The 18,403-nt window shown below is 75.0% G+C and carries 11 protein-coding genes, 1 tRNA gene and 1 pseudogene; 4 read left to right on the top strand and 9 right to left on the bottom strand.

Translation table 11 applies throughout. The features are described 5' to 3' along the window. Positions 1 to 178: 178 nt before the first annotated feature. The 4 genes and pseudogenes from HNR12_RS16795 to HNR12_RS16785 all read right to left on the bottom strand — a co-directional run bounded on the left by HNR12_RS16795 (position 179) and on the right by HNR12_RS16785 (position 4,727). Positions 179 to 706: a GNAT family N-acetyltransferase gene (locus HNR12_RS16795; RefSeq protein ID WP_179768418.1), complete on the bottom strand. Its 528-nt coding sequence runs from the start codon at positions 704 to 706 to the stop codon at positions 179 to 181. A gap of 514 nt (positions 707 to 1,220) precedes the next feature. Then, positions 1,221 to 1,673 (bottom strand): hypothetical protein, encoded by a 453-nt coding sequence (locus HNR12_RS29900; RefSeq protein ID WP_449338322.1) that lies wholly within the window; start codon positions 1,671 to 1,673, stop codon positions 1,221 to 1,223. A 1,126-nt stretch (positions 1,674 to 2,799) separates the two neighbouring features. After that, a pseudogene (locus HNR12_RS29895) lies at positions 2,800 to 3,207 on the bottom strand (glycosyltransferase family 39 protein); the annotation flags it as partial. Positions 3,208 to 3,470: 263 nt separating this feature from the next. After that, positions 3,471 to 4,727 (bottom strand): bifunctional glycosyltransferase family 2/GtrA family protein, encoded by a 1,257-nt coding sequence (locus tag HNR12_RS16785; protein ID WP_179768416.1) that lies wholly within the window; start codon positions 4,725 to 4,727, stop codon positions 3,471 to 3,473. Positions 4,728 to 5,260: 533 nt separating this feature from the next. Between HNR12_RS16785 and HNR12_RS16780 the strand changes: the two genes are divergently transcribed. From HNR12_RS16780 to HNR12_RS16770, 3 genes are read left to right on the top strand one after another with little or no spacing between them, the layout of a single operon-like run. Continuing rightward, positions 5,261 to 6,064, top strand: a complete 804-nt coding sequence (locus HNR12_RS16780; protein WP_179768414.1) for an alpha/beta fold hydrolase — start codon at positions 5,261 to 5,263, stop codon at positions 6,062 to 6,064. Next, positions 6,064 to 7,395, top strand: a complete 1,332-nt coding sequence (locus HNR12_RS16775; protein ID WP_179768412.1) for a PP2C family protein-serine/threonine phosphatase — start codon at positions 6,064 to 6,066, stop codon at positions 7,393 to 7,395. Before HNR12_RS16780 ends, HNR12_RS16775 begins: the two co-directional genes overlap by 1 nt. A 46-nt stretch (positions 7,396 to 7,441) precedes the next feature. Further along, on the top strand, positions 7,442 to 11,461 hold the full coding sequence (locus HNR12_RS16770; RefSeq protein ID WP_179768411.1) for a tetratricopeptide repeat protein: 4,020 nt from the start codon (positions 7,442 to 7,444) through the stop codon (positions 11,459 to 11,461). Between the two features lie 187 nt (positions 11,462 to 11,648). Here HNR12_RS16770 and HNR12_RS16765 read toward each other — a convergent pair whose 3' ends face one another. Beyond that, positions 11,649 to 12,593, bottom strand: a complete 945-nt coding sequence (locus tag HNR12_RS16765) for an NAD-dependent epimerase/dehydratase family protein (protein ID WP_179768409.1) — start codon at positions 12,591 to 12,593, stop codon at positions 11,649 to 11,651. Continuing rightward, complete coding sequence (locus tag HNR12_RS16760) at positions 12,590 to 13,000, bottom strand: hypothetical protein (RefSeq protein WP_179768408.1); 411 nt, start codon at positions 12,998 to 13,000, stop codon at positions 12,590 to 12,592. The genes HNR12_RS16765 and HNR12_RS16760 overlap by 4 nt, the downstream gene beginning before the upstream one ends. A gap of 162 nt (positions 13,001 to 13,162) precedes the next feature. On the opposite strand from HNR12_RS16760, the gene sigJ reads away from it, so the two are divergent. Beyond that, positions 13,163 to 14,056, top strand: a complete 894-nt coding sequence (gene sigJ / locus HNR12_RS16755; RefSeq protein WP_179768406.1) for an RNA polymerase sigma factor SigJ — start codon at positions 13,163 to 13,165, stop codon at positions 14,054 to 14,056. 94 nt (positions 14,057 to 14,150) lie between these two features. Here the strand turns inward: sigJ and HNR12_RS16750 are convergent. The 3 genes from HNR12_RS16750 to gyrA all read right to left on the bottom strand — a co-directional run bounded on the left by HNR12_RS16750 (position 14,151) and on the right by gyrA (position 18,397). Then, positions 14,151 to 14,224, bottom strand: a tRNA-Ile gene (locus HNR12_RS16750). Positions 14,225 to 14,362: 138 nt separating this feature from the next. Next, positions 14,363 to 14,815: a DUF3566 domain-containing protein gene (locus tag HNR12_RS16745; protein WP_246425103.1), complete on the bottom strand. Its 453-nt coding sequence runs from the start codon at positions 14,813 to 14,815 to the stop codon at positions 14,363 to 14,365. Positions 14,816 to 15,748: 933 nt separating this feature from the next. Further along, positions 15,749 to 18,397 (bottom strand): DNA gyrase subunit A, encoded by a 2,649-nt coding sequence (gene gyrA / locus HNR12_RS16740; protein WP_308118484.1) that lies wholly within the window; start codon positions 18,395 to 18,397, stop codon positions 15,749 to 15,751. Positions 18,398 to 18,403: the final 6 nt, after the last annotated feature.

Raw genomic sequence — 18,403 nt, 5'->3', positions numbered from 1 at the left:
ACCACTTCGTCCCAAAACGATCATGAACTGACTGCGGTGAATGCCGTGTCGCAGGATGACGATTTCTGTATTGAGACAAGACCTTGCCGACTTCCGTCTACATGCCTTGACCTGGACAAACTCATAAATCCAATGATGGAAAAGCGCGACCCGGTACGGGCCGTAGCCGCCCGCGGCCTCATTCGCCTGTCGGCATCAGCTTCCGGCGCCAGCGCAGCTCACCGGCGTGGTGTTCGCCGGTGGGGGTGAGGCCCGCGGCGGTGGCCACGGCGGCGGAGGCGTCGTGGGCCGGGTGGATGTGGGCGGTCACCTCGCGCACCCGGTGGCGGGTGAGCCAGGCGACCAGGGCCCGGGCCGCCTCGGTCGCGATTCCCCCGCGCTGCCACGGGGTGCCCACCACCCACGCGACCTCGGCGGTGCGGCCGTGGTGCGACGTGCGCACCGTGGCCTGGACCGTGCCCGTCAGGCAGCCCTCGCGGCGGAGCCGGATCACCCAGTTCAGCCAGGACACGTCGGGGTCGGGGCAGCCCGCCACCAGCCGCTCGTAGCGGGAGCGCAACTCGGTGCGGGTGTCGGGGCGGCCGCCGGTGAACGCGTGCAGTGCGGGGTCGGCCAGCACCGCGGCCATCTCCTCGGCGTACTCCGCGCGCAGCGGCAGCAGGTCCAGGCGCCGGGTGGCGATGGGCCCCGCCTCGATGCGGCTCATGCCGGGACCGCCGGGGTCAGCGCGGTGCGCTGCGGCCGGCGGCCGCGCCCGTGGCGGGCGCGGGACAGCGGGGGAGGGAGGCGGGGCGATCGCACGGACGGTCTCCTGGGGGGTGGAGGCGTTGCCGCGACGGGCGAGAGGTCGGCGCGGCGGGCGGACCGCGGCGGCCCGACCTCGCCCCGGCACGCCGGTCACGGCATTGTCGCGGCGGGAGCCGCCCGGGCGGTACTCCTTTTCCACTTCCACTCCGGTGGCCGCCTTTCCGGCCGAGGACCGGGCGCACCGCCGATGGTGGGGGAGCCGACGGCCGCCGAGGGGCGCGCGCCGCTGGCGGAGCCGGGCGTCGAGGCCGCTTTTAGGGTCGCGCCAAACCGCCATGGCGACGTGTCCGCATGTCGACATGGCGATGAACGGCGGAGGTGGGCGGTGCGGGCCCACACGCCGACGCTCCGCGGCGGGGGCCGCCGCCCGGAGGGCATCGGGTGGCGGCCCCGCCGCGGAGCGGGGCCCTGGCTCAGCCGCAGGCGTAGAGCCGGAGGCCGCTGTCGTCGGATCCGCCCCAGGCCGAGGCGTCCACCGGGGCGCAGTTCCGCTGGACCCACTCCTGGCGCTCGCTGCCGCCCATCGGCCCTTGGGCGGCCTGCGCGGTGCCGTCCGCACCGCCCGCCCCGCTCGATGCGGTGGTGTCGGCGGTGTCCGCGCCGCCGGATTCGCCGGTGTCGGCGGTCGCGCCGCCCGGAGCACCGCCGCCCATTCCCCCGCCGAGCAGGACGAACCCGAGCTCGCCCGACTCCTTCCACCGGGCGAGCTGCTCGACGGAGGGCGCGTCGTCGGATCCGGTGAACCCGCCCATACCCACCACCGCCAGGTCGGAGTCGATGATGTAGGACGTCGCGCTCATGGCGCCGCCCTCCACCGCGAGCGGGACCGCGGCGCCGCCCGCGTTCTCCGCGACATAGGCCAGCATCCGGCGCTGCTCGTCGGTCAGCGACTCCCCGCCGCCGCCCGGCCCGCCCGGCGTGCCCGACCCGCCGGAGGCCGTGTCCCCGGCCTGGTCCGCGCCCTGCGGCGCCTGGCCCTGCGGCGGGGCGCCCCGCGGCCCCCCCGGACGGCATTCCGCCCTCGGAGTCCCCGCCTTGGGCGCCGCCGTCCGGACCGCCGCCCATGCCGCCGGGGCCGCCCATGCTGTCGGCGGGGCCGGCCATGGGGTTGGTGCCGTTCATCGCCCCCGAGGCGACCGCGGCCGCCAGCCCCGACCACGCGGCCGGAACCGCCAGCACGGCCGCCAGGCCGAGCGCGAGCGCGGCCCGGGCCAGGCCGCGGCGGCCGCCGAACCGCTGCGCCACGAGCAGTACCACCGCCGCCGCCGCGAGCCCGAGCTCCAGGTAGCCCGCCCACACATGCCACTCCGGCGTGCGCCAGACGACCGCCGACGACCAGGCCGCTGTGGTCAGGACCGCCAGCGGAAGCAGCGGCCACGCCCGGCCGGCCGGGCGCCTGTACCACCCCCAGAACCGCACCAGCCCGGCGCCGGCCACGGCGGCGATCGCGGGGGCGAGCATGGTGGTGTAGTAGGGGTGCATGGTGCCCTGCGCGAAGCTGAGCACCAGCCCCACCACCAGCCAGCCGCCCCACAGCACCCAGCCCGCCGCGCCGCGCCGGTCGAGCGGGCGGCCCGCGCGGCGGCGCAGCACCGCCGAGGCGGCCACCGCCGCCAGCACCAGGCCGCACAGCGGCAGCAGCCAGCTGATCTGGCCGGCGAGCTGCTCGTTGAACATCCGCAGGAGCCCGGCCTGGCCGGAGAACCCGCCGCCCGGACCGCCGCCCCCGCCCGGCATGCCCTGGGCGGCGCCGGTCGCGGTGCCCGCGGCCGCCTCCGCCGCGCCCTGCGGCGCGCCGCCGCCCGACCCGCCCGCGCCGCCACCGAGGATCCGGCCGAAGCCGTTGTAGCCGAACACCAGGTCCCAGGCCGAGCCGTCGGTGCTGCCGCCGATGTAGGGCTTGGGGGCGGGCCACAGCACGGTCAGCGCCACCCACCAGAACGAACTCGCCACCAGCACCGCCCCGGCCACGCCGAGGTCGAGCGCCCTGCGCGGCCACGGCGCCCGGCTCGCGATCAGGTAGGCCGCCGCGAACGCGGGCAGCACCATCCACGCCTGGAGCATCTTGGTGAGGAACCCGCAGCCCACCAGGAAGGCCGCCAGCGCGGTCCAGGCGGTGGCGCGCGGACCCTCGGCCGCCCGCGTCATGGCGTAGGCCGCGCCCACCACCAGCAGCACCAGCAGCGTGTCGGGGTTGTTGATGCGGTTGATGGCCACGGTGATCGGGGTCAGCGCCAGGATCAGCGCCGCCAGCAGGGCGGCGTTCTCGCCCGCCCAGCGCCGCACGGTGCGGTGCAGCAGGAACACGGCGGCCACCCCGGCCAGCGCCTGGGGGAGCTGCACGGCGACCGTGGAGAACCCGAGCAGCTTCACCGAGGCGACCTGCAGCCACAGCGCCATCGGCGGCTTGTCGACCGTCACCACCCCGGCGGCGTCGAGGCTGCCGAAGAAGAAGTTCTTCCAGATGGCCGACATCGACTTCACGGCGGCGGTGTAGTAGGTGTTGCCCCACGACCCGCCGATCCCCCACAGGTACAGCGCGGCGGCCAGGCCGCAGACCGCCGCCAGCGCCCAGGGCCGCCATCGGCGCCAGGGCGGGCGGGCCGGTGGTGCGGGCGGCGCGGTCGCGCGCGCAGCGGGTGCGCTCGCGGTGCGGTGGGACATCAGTCCTCCTCCTTGGCCGGGGTGCCGGTGCCGGGCCGGAAGACCCACGACCGCAGCAGCACGAAGCGCAGCGCCGTTCCGGCGGCGGACGACACCACGAGGACGCCGACCTCCAGCCACCGGGCGGGGTCGGGGGCGAGCGCGTGCAGCGCCAGCAGCGCGCCCGAGGTGAGCGCGTAGTACAGGGCGAACACGGCCAGCCCCCGGACGTGGGCGCGCCCGCGCGCGCCCCCCGGGCGCGAGAACGTGTGGCGCCGGTTGGCCTCGGTGTTCCACAGGGTCGTGGCGACCAGGGCGGCGAGGTTGGCCACCAGCGGCGGCAGCCAGGCGCGCAGCACGGCGTAGAGCACCGCCGTGGCCCCGGTGGACACCGCGCCGATCACGGCGAACGACGCCAACTGCCAGGGCAGCCCGCCGCGCGGCGGGGCGAGCACGGCCCGCGGGTGAGCCGGCCGGGGCGCGGGCCGGCGCGGCAGCCCGGCCACCCGGGCTGCGCCGGTGGCCTTGGCGCGGGCCACCCGCGCCAGCCCGGCGAGGTCGTCGAGCGCGGTGCGCACGACGTCGACGCGGGTGTCGACGTCCTCGATCCAGTCGACCGGGACCTCGTGCACGCGCAGCCCGTTGTACTCGGCGAGCAGCAGCAGTTCGGTGTCGAAGAACCAGGCGTCGTCCTGGACGTGTGTGAGCAGCGGGCGGACGACGTCGGTGCGCGCGGCCTTGAACCCGCACTGGGCGTCGGAGAACCGCGCGCCGTGCGTCCAGCGGACCACCGTGTTGTAGGCCCGCGAGATCAGCTCGCGCCGGCTCCCGCGCACCGTCCGCGCCCCGGGAGCCAGGCGGCTGCCGATGGCGATGTCGGAGTGCCCGTTGACCAGCGGCGCGATCAGCGGGAGCAGGGCGTCCAGGCCGGTGGACAGGTCCACGTCCATGTAGACCACCACGTCGGCGTCGCTGTAGCCCCACGCGGTGCGCAGCGCCAGGCCCCGCCCCTTGCGGTCCAGGTGCAGCATCCGCACCCGGTCCAGCTCCTGGGCCAGTTCGTTGGCCACGGCCAGGGTGCGGTCGGTGCTGGCGTTGTCGACCACGGTGACGCACCAGTGGAACGGCATCCGCTCGGCCAGGTGCGCGCACAAAACCTCCAGGCACCCCGGCAGCGCCCGCTCCTCGTTGAACACCGGGACGACGATGTCGACCCACGCGGTCGCGGGCCGCGCCCCGGCTCCCTCCCGGACGGCCGCGTCTGCCACTCCCGTCATCTCGATCACCTCTCTTCGCTCAGGGGCACCCCATGAAGCCGAAGAGAGGTGGGGCGTCTGCGGGAGAAACCTGGCAGAACCCTGGGAACCGGCCGCCCCGCCTGCCGGTCGGCGCGGGCGCGGCCGGGGCCGGCGCCGCCGCGGTGGCCTGCCGAACCGCCATGGCGACGTGTCCGCATGTCGACATGGCGATGATCGGCCGAGGTGGGGAGTGCGGGGCCCGCGCGTCGGCGGGGCTCGGCGGTCGGCCGCCGGGCGCCGGAGGATGTGGGGGAGCCCACGGCGGCCCGGCCGGGCCGGACGCCATGTCGACACGTCGCCGAATCCACCCGGGAAGCGGCCGGGCGGGCGGCGGCCCGCCCCGCGCCGGAAAATGTGGGCGGCCGCACGGCTTCACCGGCCTCCCGGCTGGGCAGTGGGCCCGCGAGTACGGCGGCGGTGACGGGCGCACCACCCGCTCCCCCCGCGGATCCGGTCCGCCGCCGCCGAGGGGCGGGGTCCACCCGCCGGAAACCAGGGGGAGGTGGGCGGCCGTGGACGTCCTGAGCCGCAACAACGTCGTGGTGACCGGCCGCGCCGACGGCCGGGCCGTGGTCCTGGCGCACGGCTTCGGCTGCGACCAGAACCTGTGGCGCCTGGTGGCGCCCCGGCTGGAGCCGGAGTTCCGCGTCGTCCTCTTCGACTACGTCGGATCGGGCGGCTCGGACCTGTCGGCGTGGAGCGCCGAGCGCTACGGGACGCTCGACGGCTACGCCCGCGACGCCGTCGAGGTGTGCGAGGCGCTGGACCTGCGCGGCGCGGTGTTCGTCGGCCACTCGGTCAGCGCGATGGTGGGGGTCCTGGCGGCCGCCGCCCTGCCGGAGCGCATCGACGCGCTGGCCATGGTCACCCCTTCGCCCCGCTACATCGACGACGAGGGCTACCGGGGCGGGTTCAGCACCGCCGACATCGACGAACTGCTGGAGTCGCTCGACTCCAACTACCTGGGCTGGTCCGCCGCCATGGCGCCGGTCATCATGGGCAACCCGGAGCGGCCGGAGCTGGGCAAAGAGCTGGAGAACGCGTTCTGCGCGACCGATCCCGTGATCGCCGGCGTGTTCGCCCGCACCACGTTCCTGTCCGACAACCGCGCGGACCTCCCGTCGGTGGCCATCCCGACCCTGGTCGTGGAGTGCGCCGAGGACGCGATCGCGCCGCGCGAGGTGGGCGCCTACGTGCACGCCGCCATCCCGGGCAGCCGCCTGGTCACCCTGGACGCCACCGGCCACTGCCCCCAGCTCAGCGCGCCCCAGGCCACGGCCGACGCGATCGCCGCCTTCGCGCGCGGCCTGGCGTGATGCGCCGGGCCGGCCGTGGCCCGGAGCCGGCGGGCACCGGGGGCGGCGAGGGCGGCGGCCCCGGCGACTCCGCGTACGCGCCGCTGCTGGAGGACAGCGCGGAGGAGCTGTACGAGAGCGCGCCCTGCGGCTACCTGTCGACGCTCATGGACGGCACGATCGTCAAGGCCAACGCCACCCTGCTGCGGTGGCTGGGCCGCGAGCGCGGCGCGGTCGTCGGCCGGCTGCGGTTCGCCGACCTGCTGACGGTCGGCGGGCGGCTGTACCACGAGACCCACTTCGCGCCGCTGCTGCGCATGCAGGGCGAGGTCCACGGCATCGCCCTGGAGATCCGGACGGCCGACGGCTCCCGCCGACCGGTGCTGGCCACGTCGGTCGTCAAGACCGGGGAGGACGGCGAGCCGCTGCTGATCCGCACGACGCTCACCGACGCCCGAGACCGGCGCTCCTACGAGACCGAGCTGCTGCGGGCGCGCGGCGCCGCCGAGGACGCGCAGCGGCGGGCCGAGGAGGCGCAGCGTGAAGCGGAGGACGCGCGGCGCCGGGCCGAGTCCGACCGGGCGCGGCTCCAGGAGGCGCTGACCGTCCTCCAGCAAAGCCTGCTGCCCGACATGCTGCCCACGATCCCGGGCCTGGAGGCGGCCGCGCACTACCACACGGCCTCTCCCGACCAGGTCGGCGGCGACTTCTACGACCTGTTCCCCCTCGGTGCCAACCGGTGGGGCTTCTTCCTCGGCGACGTGGTCGGCAAGGGCCCCGAGGCGGCCACGCTGACCTCGCTCACCCGCTACACCCTGCGCGCCGCCGCGCTCTACGCGGACGAGCCGACGGCGGCGCTGGCCGTGCTCAACGCCGTCCTCACCGAGCGCGACACCGGCGGCGACCCGCGCTACTGCACCGCCCTGTTCGGGCTGCTCGAACGCGAGGGCGCGGGGTTCGACGTGCGGCTGGCCGGCGGCGGCCACCCGCCGGCCATCGCGGTGCGGGCCGAGGGGGGCGCCGAGCCGCTGGAGACCCCGGGCGGAATGGTGGTCGGCATCCTGCCCGACGCGCCGTTCGCCTCCGCGCGCACCCGGCTGGCGCCCGGCGACAGCCTGCTCCTCTACACCGACGGCCTCACCGAGGCGCGCGTCGGCGGCGACCGCCACCTGTTCGGCGAGGACGCCCTGCGCGCGTTCGCCGCCGAGCACGGCCGCGACGGCCCCCAGGCCCTGGTGCGCGCGCTCGTCGGCCTGCTGGACGACCTCGGCGAGGGCCTCAGCGACGACACCGCCCTGCTGTGCCTGGGCGTGCCCGCCGCGGCGGCTCCCGCCGGCGGGCGGTCCCTCTAGCCGCCTCCCCTTGCGCCTTCGCGGCCCGCTGCGAAGATGTCGGGTTATGAGTCGGTGGGGGAGGACCGCCTGGGCCGCCTCGGCCACGGTTCTGGCCGCTGTGCTGGTCGGGTCGGGCCTGTGGGTGAGCGGCGGGACGTCGTGGCAGGCCGTGGAACGCCTTGGCTGGCTGGCCGGTGTCGGGGCGTTCGTCTTCCCGGTGACCGGCGTGTGGGTGTGGGCGCTGCGCTCCGCGGGCGAGCCCGAGTCGGCCCCCCGGCCTGACCGCGGCGGCTGGTGGTCGGCCCCCGTGCGCGAGGTGGACGCCCTCCGCGCCGGAGCGCACCGCTCCCAGGAAGGGCTGCCGCCATACGTCGCGCGCGACCGCGACGCCGAGCTCGCCGACCGCGTCGGCGAGGCCGTCGAACACGGCGGCATGGTGCTGGTGGTCGGCCCCTCCACGACGGGCAAGACCCGCGCCGCGTGGAACGCCGTGGCGAACCACCTCGGCGACCGCCACGTGTTCGTCCCCGCCCCGGGCTGCGACCCCTGGGCGCTCCTGGGCGCCGTCGCCGAGCACGCGCGCCGCGGGGGGCGCGCCGTGGTCTGGCTCGACGACCTCGACCGCCACCTCCGCTACGGCACCGACATCGACCAGGCCGTCGTCCAGCGGCTCCACGAGGCGCACGCGGTGATCGTGGCCACCATGCGCCAGGGCCCCTATGACGACCTCACCTCCTCCGCCGCCGGTGAGCGCGGCAGCGCGGAGCGGAACCGGCAGCTCGTCCGCACAGCCGTGGTCCGCATGGACCGCACGTGGAGTGAACAGGAGCTGGAGCGCGCCGCCGCGAGCGGCAGCCGGCCGCTGGCGGACGCCGCGCGCCGCCAGCGCGCCGATCGGGGGCACGGGGTCGGCGAGTACCTGGCGTCGGCGCCCCAGCTCCTGGAGCTCTGGCACGCCACCAGGGACCTCGCGCGCGGGGAAGGCGGCCACCCCCGCGGCCACCGAGTCGTGGCCGCCGCCGTGGACCTCGCCCGGATCGGCGTGGCGCGCGCCGACACCGCCCTGCTGGAGGCCGCCCACCACGCCTACCCGCTACCTCCCGTGCTGCGCCCGGAGAGCTTCGCGGAGGCTCTGGCCTGGGCCACGCGGGAGCACGAGAACACCTGCGGCCTCCTGCTGCCGGCCGGCGACGGCGACCCGGACCTCTGGCGCCCCTTCGACTACCTCGTCGACGAGACCGACACACCGGTGCCGCCGCAGCTGTGGGACATCGTCCTGGACCGCCTGGACGACCCGGACGCCCAGGTCGCCTTCGGCTGGGCCGCCTACGACACCGACCGGTTCGCGGTCGCCGAGGCCGTCTGGCGCAAGGCCGCCGAGGTGCGGAGTCCGCGCGCGCTCAACGGCCTGGGCTGCCTGTGCCTGCGCCGCGGCGACGCAGGGGAAGCGGAGTCCTGGTTCCGGCAGGCCGTGGACGCCGGCCACACCGGTGCGATGTGCAACCTGGGGATGGCGCTCTCCGACCAGCCCGGCAAGGAGGGCGAGGCGGAGACGTGGTACCGCCGCGCGATCACGGCCGGGTCGGTCGCGGCCATGACCAACCTCGGCGTCCTTCTCTCGGCGCGGGGGGACAAGGGCGAAGCGGAGTCCTGGTACCGGCGGGCCTGGGAGAAGGGCAGCGCCAAAGCCGCCGCCAACCTCGGCCATCTGCTCGCCGACAGGGGCGACCACGACGAGGCCGTGGTGTTCCTGCGGAGTGCCGCTGAGGCCGGCGGGACGCGCTCCGTGGGCCGCCTGGGGAGGCTGCTCTACCAGCGGGGTCGGCCCGAGGAGGCGGAGGCGTGGCTGCTGCGGGCGGCCGGCAGCGGCGAGACCGACGCCATGATGTACCTGTTCCGCCTGTACACGGAGCGCGGGGAGCCCGAGCAGGCCCTGTCCTGGCTGCGCCGGGCCGCGGACGGCGGCAGCGCCCTGGCGATGTACGGCATGGGAGCGCACCTCACCGCCGACGACCCGGCGGAGGCGGAGGCGTGGTTCCGCCGCGGCGCCGAGGCCGGGCTCCCCGCCGCGGAGTACGCGCTGGGAGTACGGCTGAAGGCGAGAGGGGAGTCGGCGGAGGCGGAGGCGTGGATCCGGAAGGCAGCCGACACGGGGGAGCCCTCCGCGATGTTCGCGCTGGGAAAGGACGCCTACCAGCGGGACGATCGCGTCGAGGCCAGGCGCTGGTTTCACCGGGCCGCCGAAGACGGCCACAGCCCCTCGACGCTCTACCTCGGCCTGCTGTGCGAGGAGGAGGACGACCCCGCGGGCGCGGAGACGTGGTACCGGCGGGGTGCCGACGCCGGTGACGTGGACGCCATGACCAACCTCGGCTACCTCCTCCAGCGCAGGCGCGGTCCGCACGAGGCGGAGGCGTGGTACCGGAAGGCGGCAGAGGGCGGCCGGCTCCGCGCCATGACCCACCTCGCGGACATCCTGGTCGGCCGGGACGAACACGACGAGGCCGGGGCCTGGTACCGGAAGGCCGCGGCAGCCGGCTACCCACGGGCCATGGCGCGCCTTGGCGACCTGCTGTGCAGGCAACGAGAGTTCGGCGAGGCCGAGGAGTGGTACCGGCGCGCCGCGGACCGCGGCGACGTCCACGCCATGTGCGGGTTGGGCGCCGTGTTGGAGAAGGCGGGAAGAACCGCCGAGGCCGAGGCCTGGTACCGCAAAGCGGCCGACGAGGGGCATGTCCCCGCGCACTTCTTCCTCGGCCGGCTCCTGGACGGCCGCGGAGAGGCGGACGCGGCTGAGGCGGGATACCGCGCAGCGGCGGAGAGGGGCTACATCCCCGCTATGGCGAGCCTCGGCGCCCTGCTGTACAGCGGCGGCGAGCCGGCCGAGGCGCGGTCGTGGTGGCTGCGTGCCGCCGAACGCGGCGACACCGATGCCATGCGCCGTCTCGCGCGCGCCCACGAGGAGCAAGGCGACTACGGACAGGCCGAGTCGTGGTGGCGGCGCGCGGCCGAGACCGGCGACGCCGGGGCCATGGTGGGCCTGGCCCTCCTGAAGGAGACGTCCGGGGACCGCCGCGAGGCCGCGAAGTGGTACCGGCGCGCGGCGACCCGCGGCTTCCACGACGATGTCCGGCGCCTCCTCGCGCTCCGACTCCTCATGGTCTTTCCCGCGCCGCTGCGAACCGGCATGTTCCGGCGCCTGAAACAGTGGGAGGCCGAGAACCACACCCGCGTGGAGGCTGAGCGCGGCGACGCCGAGGCCATGGCCGAACTGGCCGTCCTGCTCCACCGCCAGGGGGACGCGGCGGCAGCCGAGCACTGGCTGCGGCGTGCCGTCGACGGCGGGCACACACCCGCCATGGTGGATCTCGCCGAACTGCTCGCGGACCGGGGCGAGACCGCGGAGGCCGACGCCCTGCTCCGCGCGGCGGCCGGCAGCGGAGACACCCGCGCCATGACCCGGCTCGGTCTGCGCGGGGAGGAGCGGGGCGACACCGAGGAAGCGGAGTCCTGGCTGCGCCGCGCCGTTGAGAACGGCGACACCGATGCCATGGTCCTCCTCGGAGGGCTGCTGCTGCGCAAGGGCGAGACCGGCGAGGCAGACCGCCGGTGGCGGCTGGCCGCCGACACCGGCCACCCCGCGGCCATGGACGTGCTCGGCATCCAAGCCGAGGAGCGGGGGGAGGTCGACGACGCGGAGCGGTGGTACCGGCGCGCGGTGGAGGCGGACCCCGACGGAAGCGGGTCCGACGCCATGACCAACCTCGGCAACCTCCTGGAGACGCGGGGCAGGATCGCCGAGGCGGAGGAGTGGTATCGGCGCGCCGCCGCAGCGACAGGGCGGTTCCGACCGGTCGCGCTGCTCAGCGTCGCCCTGGGCAAGCGCAAGAGGCGGCTGCGTGCCGCCCTCTGGCGGCGACGGGCATGGCGCCTCGCCACCCCCGACGACGCCGCCTCCCTCGCCCGCCTGCTCTCCGAGCGCGGAGACCGGCGGGAGGCGGAGCGGTGGTCCCGTCGCTCCCCGGAGGGCGGCCGGCCCGCCGCGGGCCCCGCCGACCGGGCACACCCGACCGGTTCCGGGTGAGGCCTTCGCGGTCGGCACGGGCACCCGGCGACCGCGAAGGCCCGGCCTCTCACGGGAGAGGCCGGGCCCGGTCCTGTGGAAACCGTGGGCGCACCAGGAGACGTGCACCCACCCGCACCACCGGCGGGCGGACGCGGCGCTGGGGACCGGGCGCCGGCCCGCGGCCCGAACCGCGCCCGCCCGGCCGCTATCCGGCGTCTTCCGCCGGCCGCGCCGCCACCGCCGCCAGGCCCTCCGCGCAGGAGGCGTACCTCGGCCGCCAGCCGAGTTCGGCCGCGGCCCGGCCGCAGTCGAGGCGGATGCGGGTGCTCACCAGCAGCGAGTGCAGGTAGGGCGCGGGGCGCAGCAGCGCGCCGGGGACCCGCACGGGCCGGGGCGCGCCCGCGGCGGCCGCGAGGTGGTCCAGGAACACGTCCATGCCGACCGGGGTGTCGTCGGCGATGTTGTAGGCCCGGCCCGCGCCGCCGTGGTGCAGCGCCGCCACGGTGGCCTCCGCGGCGTCCTCGATGTGGACGGGGTGCAGGACGGCGGCCCGCCGCGGCGCGGGGAGCAGCCGCCTGCGGGCCAGCCGCATCATGGACAGCGTCGACGGATCGCGGCCGTAGAAGAGCCCGTAGCGCAGGGCCACCCCCTCCAGTCCGGCGGCGCCGAGCACCTGGTCCTCGTTGGACCGCAGGGAGCGCAGGTGCCCGTCGAAGGCCCCGCCGTCCGGCACCGCGAAGGGGTCCTCCTCGGTGAGCGGCCGGGTTCCGTGGTCCCTCCACCCGTAGCCGAGGAAGAAGGACTGGGTGACGAAGCGCTTCGCGCCGGTCGACTCGGCCGCGCGCATCAGGTTGCGGGTGCCCGCGTCCCGCAGGGCGTCGGTCGCCGCCAGGTCGCGGTGGCGCAGGGGCACGCCGGTGATGGCGGTCGCCTGGTGGACGACCGCGTCGACGTGCTGCCCCTCCAGGGCCCGCGCGAGGCCGTCGGCGTCCATCACGTCGGCCACGACCGGCTGCACCCGCGCCGCCCGGATCCGCTCGGCACTGGCGGGGCGGCGGGTGAGGGCGACCACGGAATGGCCGGCCGCGACCAGCCGGGGGAGCAGCGCGCGCCCGAGTGAGCCGGTGGCGCCGGCGAGCAGGACCCTCATGCCGCCGCCTCCCCGTGCTCGGGCGTCCGCCGCCGGCGCAGGTGGACGGCGAGCGCGCAGCCGCCGACGAGCGCGAAGGCCAGCAGGATCAGGGGGTCGGAGGCGTGCCCGCCCTGCTCCCGGTCCAGGTGGTGGTTGAGGGCGTGGAAGGCATTGGTGAACACGAACCCCGCCAGCGCCACCGCGACGACGTCGCGCCACCACACCGCGGCCGCCATCATGAGCCCGATGGCGATCTGGAATACTCCGGCGTCGTGGAGGAAGTGCTCGTGCTCGGGCCACCCGGCCCACTGGGCGAACCCCGCCGGGTCGACGCGGCACCACGCCCCCACCGCCGCCATCGCCGCGGCGCCCGCCAGAACGACGCCGGCGACGAACCCGCGCGCGCCGGCCTGCCTGTCTCTCATGTACGTGTCCCCCTTCTCGCGTGGACTCGCCCATGGGACAGGCGGGAGGCTCCGGACGTGACATCCCGGCCGCGGTGTGGCCCACGCCACGCCCGCGAGTCACGGAGCGGCCGCTCGCGCCCTCTTGCGCGGCGATCCCCACGACGCCGAAAGGAGCCGCCGATGCAGCCGCCGGAGGAGGACGAGCGGTCCGCGTTCCATCGGCACCGCGGCCTGGTGTTCACGCTCGCCTACGACATCCTGGGGACCGTGGCCGACGCCGAGGACGTCGTCCAGGAGACCTGGCTGCGCTGGGCCGGGGTCGACCCCGCCGGGGTGGACAACCCGCGCGCCTACATCGCGCGCGTCGCCACCCGCCTGGCGGTCGACCGGCTGCGCCGCCTCCAGCGCCTCCTCCGGGAGGACTACGTCGGCCCGTGGCTCCCCGAGCCGCTGGTCGAGCCCGCGGACCCCGCGGACGGGATCGCGCGCGCCGAGGCGGTGACGTTCGGCCTGCTGGTGGTCCTGCGAACGCTCTCGCCCCTGGAGCGGGCCGCGTTCGTCCTGCGCGAGGCGTTCGGGTTCGAGCACGCCGAGATCGCCCGGGTGCTGGACCGCTCACCGGAGGCCGTGCGCCAGCTCGTCCACCGCGCCCGCCGCCACGTCCAGGAGCGCCGCCCCCGCTTCGAGGCCGACCGCCACGCCGCCCGCGCGGTCGCCGAGCGCTTCGTCGCCGCCGCGGTCGGCGGCGACCTGGCCGAACTGCTGACGGCCCTGGCGCCCGACGTCGTGCTGTGGAACGACGGCGGCGGCCGCGCCCCCGCCGCGCTCCGCCCGGTGCGGGGCAGCGACAAGGTCGCCCGGCTGCTCGCCGCGGTGGGCCCGGATTTCGCCGGGTTCACCCCGGTGTGGATCCCCTCCGGCGGCGGCCCCACGGTGGTACTGATCGCCGAGGACGGCCCCCGCGCCGTGGTGGCCGTCGAGACGGACCCGTCAGGCCGCTTCGTCCAGGCGGTCCACGCCCTGGCCAACCCCGACAAACTCCGGCACGTCAACGCCGCGGCAGGAAGGCCCTGACCGCAGGCGCGGACCGTGGCGCACGACCGGCGCACGCGAGACACCCGAAAGGCCCCCGCCCAAGGGACGGGGGCCTTCTCGCAGCTCTACGGGGTGGGCGTACCAGGACTTGAACCTGGGGCCTCATCCTTATCAGGGATGCGCTCTAACCGACTGAGCTATACGCCCGTGTTCCGGCTGGAACTCTACCGCATGTGGTGGACCGGGGCGAACCGGTTACCTGCGGGGAAGGGGGTCGGCGCGGGGGTTTCCGCGCTTGGCCTCCTGGTTGAGTTTAGCCGAGAACGAGGGCTGCTCGGGACGGGGTTACTCGGTCTCCGACAGGGTGACGTCGATGCCGCCGACGAGGTCGGCCGCGAGGTTGTAGAGCATCGCGCCGATCGTGGACAGGGACGTGATCAGGATGATGTTCAGCGCCCCGATCAGGCCGGTGTAGCCCAGGACGCGGGCCGGGGAGAACCACTGGTCGGGGTTGAGGTTCAACTCGTCGCCCTCGCCGCCGTCGGTGAGGGAGGAGATGAGGTCGGTGACCGCGTCGAAGACGCCCAGGCCGGACAGGATCGCGTAGAGGACGGTCACCGCCACGAAGAGGATGATGAAGCACACCAGCGAGATCACGAAGCTGAAGCGCATCACCGACCACGGCTCCACCCGGCTGACCGTGAGGTGGGCCTTGCGGGTGGACTTCGCGGCCTTCACCGAGGGCTCGGGCGTGCTCGGCGCCATCATGGACACTCCCCTTTGCTCGGCCTTCGCCATCGCGGGGGCCTCCTTCGCCGATCGGGAACCGGAAGACTCGCTGGACGCCGTGCCCGAGGCGGTGCCCATGGGGGAGTCGCCGGTCCCGGACGCGCTGGACGTGCCCGACGTGCCGCCGGAGCCGGACGCGCCCGCCTCGGCGCCCGCCGGGGAGGTGCCGCCGGTCGGGCCGGACGTCGTAGTGGTTGTTCCACCCGAGGCCGCCTTCGACACACCCGAGGCGCCGGCCGGCGAGGCCGACCCCGAGGCGGTCGTGGCCTTCGGCGCGGAGCCGCCGGGCTCCTCGGACTCCCGGGACTCCTTGTCCGGCTTCGCCGCGGCGGCCGCAGCGGAGGACTTCGGTGCCGACTTCCCCGACGCCTTCGCCTTCCCGGACGCCTTTCCGGCCGGCTTGCCCGCCGACGTGCTCGCCGGCGTGTCCGCCGCGTCGGCCGAAACCGCCTTCTCGGCCTGTTCCGCTTCTTCCGTGCTCACGGTGCCTTCCGCCTCGGTCTCCTCGGGAGCGGCGGCGGAATTGCGTTGCGTGTTCTCAGACTTAGCCACGTTACCGCTGGACTTTCCATGTGACGGGTGGAACCGGATCAGGGGGGATGGCTGCGCGTGGGCGCTCCGCGTCCGCGGGCGTCGTGCCACGGGAGCACACTCTAGTGCCCCTGTCGGGGATCGTCCGAAACAGCACGCTGGGGGCGTCCGATTCGACCGGTTCGGTCTCGGGCCCGGCCCACCCCGCGGCCCGGGCCCGGCGGCGGCCGCACCGCCCATGGCCGCGCCCGGCCCTCCTCCCCGCTGCCCCCTGAGCGCGCTCTCACACGGCCCCTGGCGGCCGGCCGAGCGTCCGCCCGGCGCGGGGGCGGCACGGCGACGGCGGCCGCCCCAGAGGCCCGCTGAGCCCCGGGACGACCGCCGTCCTGCCACTGCCGCACGCGGCGCGCGCTACTCCTCGGACCGCGACTCCTCGCCCGGCGCACCCGGGTCGGCCGACTCGCCCGAGTCCGCCGATACGCCCGGCTCGGCCGCGGACCCGCCGCCGCCCGGGGTGGCCGACTGCTCCTGCAGCCCCGGCGTGCCCTCGGTGATCTCCTCGTCCTCGCCGGCCTCGGCGTTGCGGGCGATGGCGACGACGTGGGTGCCCTTGGCCAGGTTCATCAGCCGCACGCCCATGGTGGCCCGGCCCGACTGCTTGATCTCGGCGCAGCGGGTGCGGATGACCCCGCCCGAGGACGTGATCGCGAAGACCTCGTCCTCCTCCGGCGACACCATCAGCGCGCCGACGAGCTTGCCGCGCGCCTCGACCACCTTGGCGGTCAGCACGCCCTTGCCGCCGCGGTTCTGCACCGGGTACTGGTCGGCCGGGGTGCGCTTGGCGTAGCCGCCCTCGGTGGCGACCAGGACGTCGGCCGCGCCGTCGGACTCCCGGATGACGTCCATGCTCAGCAGGTAGTCGCCCTCCAGGAACCGCATGCCGATGACGCCGCTGGTGGCCCGGCCCATCGGCCGCAGCGACTCGTCGGACGCCGGGAACCGGATCGCCTGGGCGTCGCTGCTGATCAGCAGCAGGTCGTCGGTGGGGAACACCAGCCGCGCCGCGATCAGCTCGTCGTCGTCGCGCAGGTTGATGGCGATGATCCCGGCCGACCGCGCGGAGTCGAAGTCCTCCAGCCGCGACTTCTTCACCAGGCCCTGCCGGGTGGCCAGCACGAGGTAGGGCGCGTCGTCGTAGCCGCGCAGCGCCATGACCTGCGCGATCTCCTCGTCAGGCTGGAACTCCAGCAGGTTGGCCACGTGCTGGCCGCGCGCGTCGCGCGCCGCCTCGGGCAGCTCGTAGGCCTTGGTGCGGTAGACCCGCCCCTTGTTGGTGAAGAACAGGATCCAGTTGTGCGTGGTGGTGACGAAGAAGTGCTGGATGATGTCGTCCTGCTTGAGCTGCGCGCCCCGCACGCCCTTGCCCCCGCGCTTCTGCGCACGGTAGCCGTCCAGCCGCGTGCGCTTGGCGTAGCCGCCGCGGCTGATGGTGACGACGACGTCCTCCTCGGCGATGAAGTCCTCCATACGCATGTCACCCTCGAACGGGATGATCTGCGTGCGGCGGTCGTCGCCGTACTTCTCGACGATCTCGGTCAGCTCGTCGCGGACGATCGCGCGCTGGCGCTCGGGCGAGGCCAGGATGTCGTTGTAGTCGGCGATCTGCTCCATGAGCTCGTCGTACTCGGCGGTGAGCTGCCGGCGCTCCAGGGCCGCGAGCTTGCGCAGCTGCATGTCCAGGATCGCGCGCGCCTGGATGTCGTCGATCTCCAGCAGCCCCATGAGGCCGGTCTTGGCCTCGTCGGCCGACGCGCTGCCGCGGATGAGCGCGATGACCTCGTCGATCCGGTCGATGGCGCGCAGCAGCGCCCGCAGGATGTGCGCCCGCTCCTCGGCCTTGCGCAGCAGGTAGCGGGTGCGCCGGACGATGACCTCGATCTGGTGGGCCACCCAGTGCCGGATGAACTGGTCCAGCCGCAGCGTGCGCGGCACGCCGTCGACCAGGGCCAGCATGTTCGCGCCGAAGGTCTCCTGCAGCTGCGTGTGCTTGTACAGGTTGTTCAGCACGACCTTGGCCACCGCGTCGCGCTTGAGCACGATGACCAGGCGCCGCCCGGTGCGGCCGCTGCTCTCGTCCCTGACGTCGGCGATCCCGGAGATCTTGCCGTCCTTGACCAGGTCGGCGATCTTCAGCGCGAGGTTGTCGGGGTTGACCTGGTAGGGCAGCTCGCTGACGACCAGGGCCTGGCGGCCGCGGGCGTCCTCCTCGATGTCGACCACCGCGCGCATGGTGATCGAGCCGCGCCCGGTCCGGTAGGCCTCCTCGATCCCGCGGCGGCCCACGATCAGGCCGTAGGTGGGGAAGTCGGGGCCCTTGATCCGCGCGATCAGCTCGTCCAGCAGGACGTCGTCGGGGGCGTCGGGGTGGGCGAGGTACCAGTTGACGCCGTCGGCGACCTCGCGCAGGTTGTGCGGCGGGATGTTGGTGGCCATGCCCACCGCGATGCCCGAGGAGCCGTTGACCAGCAGGTTGGGGAACCGCGCCGGCAGCACGACGGGCTCCTGGGAGCGGCCGTCGTAATTGGGCCGGAAGTCGACGGTCTCCTTGTCGATGTCCCGCAGCATCTCCATGGCCAGCGGCGCGAGCTTGCACTCGGTATAGCGCATGGCCGCGGCAGGGTCGTTGCCGGGGGAGCCGAAGTTGCCGTTGCCGTCGACCAGCGGCATCCGCATCGACCAGGTCTGCGCCAGCCGCACCAGGGTGTCGTAGATGGGGCTGTCGCCGTGCGGGTGGTAGTTGCCCATGACGTCGCCGACGACGCGGGCGCACTTGAAGTACCCGCGGTCGGGTCGGTACCCGCCGTCGTACATGGCGTACAGCACGCGCTGGTGCACCGGCTTGAGGCCGTCGCGGACGTCGGGCAGGGCGCGCCCGACGATGACCGACATCGCGTAGTCGAGGTAGCTGCGCTGCATCTCGACCTGGATGTCGACGGGCTCGACCCGCTGGCCGCCGCCCGCGTCTTCTTCTGGGGCTTGCGGTGTGTTCGCATCCGTCACGGGATG

Source organism: Streptomonospora nanhaiensis (assembly GCF_013410565.1).
GTDB lineage: Bacteria > Actinomycetota > Actinomycetes > Streptosporangiales > Streptosporangiaceae > Streptomonospora > Streptomonospora nanhaiensis.
This window is presented reverse-complemented; position numbering and strand designations above follow the sequence as displayed.

Bases quoted from the DNA above. Each gene is read 5' to 3' on its own strand.
- HNR12_RS16795 (WP_179768418.1), bottom strand. From the start codon at position 706: ATGAGCCGCATCGAGGCGGGGCCCATCGCCACCCGGCGCCTGGACCTG.
- HNR12_RS29900 (WP_449338322.1), bottom strand. From the start codon at position 1,673: ATGCTGGCCTATGTCGCGGAGAACGCGGGCGGCGCCGCGGTCCCGCTC.
- HNR12_RS16785 (WP_179768416.1), bottom strand. From the start codon at position 4,727: ATGACGGGAGTGGCAGACGCGGCCGTCCGGGAGGGAGCCGGGGCGCGG.
- HNR12_RS16775 (WP_179768412.1), top strand. From the start codon at position 6,064: ATGCGCCGGGCCGGCCGTGGCCCGGAGCCGGCGGGCACCGGGGGCGGC.
- HNR12_RS16770 (WP_179768411.1), top strand. From the start codon at position 7,442: ATGAGTCGGTGGGGGAGGACCGCCTGGGCCGCCTCGGCCACGGTTCTG.
- HNR12_RS16765 (WP_179768409.1), bottom strand. From the start codon at position 12,593: ATGAGGGTCCTGCTCGCCGGCGCCACCGGCTCACTCGGGCGCGCGCTG.
- HNR12_RS16760 (WP_179768408.1), bottom strand. From the start codon at position 13,000: ATGAGAGACAGGCAGGCCGGCGCGCGCGGGTTCGTCGCCGGCGTCGTT.
- sigJ (WP_179768406.1), top strand. From the start codon at position 13,163: ATGCAGCCGCCGGAGGAGGACGAGCGGTCCGCGTTCCATCGGCACCGC.
- HNR12_RS16745 (WP_246425103.1), bottom strand. From the start codon at position 14,815: ATGGCGAAGGCCGAGCAAAGGGGAGTGTCCATGATGGCGCCGAGCACG.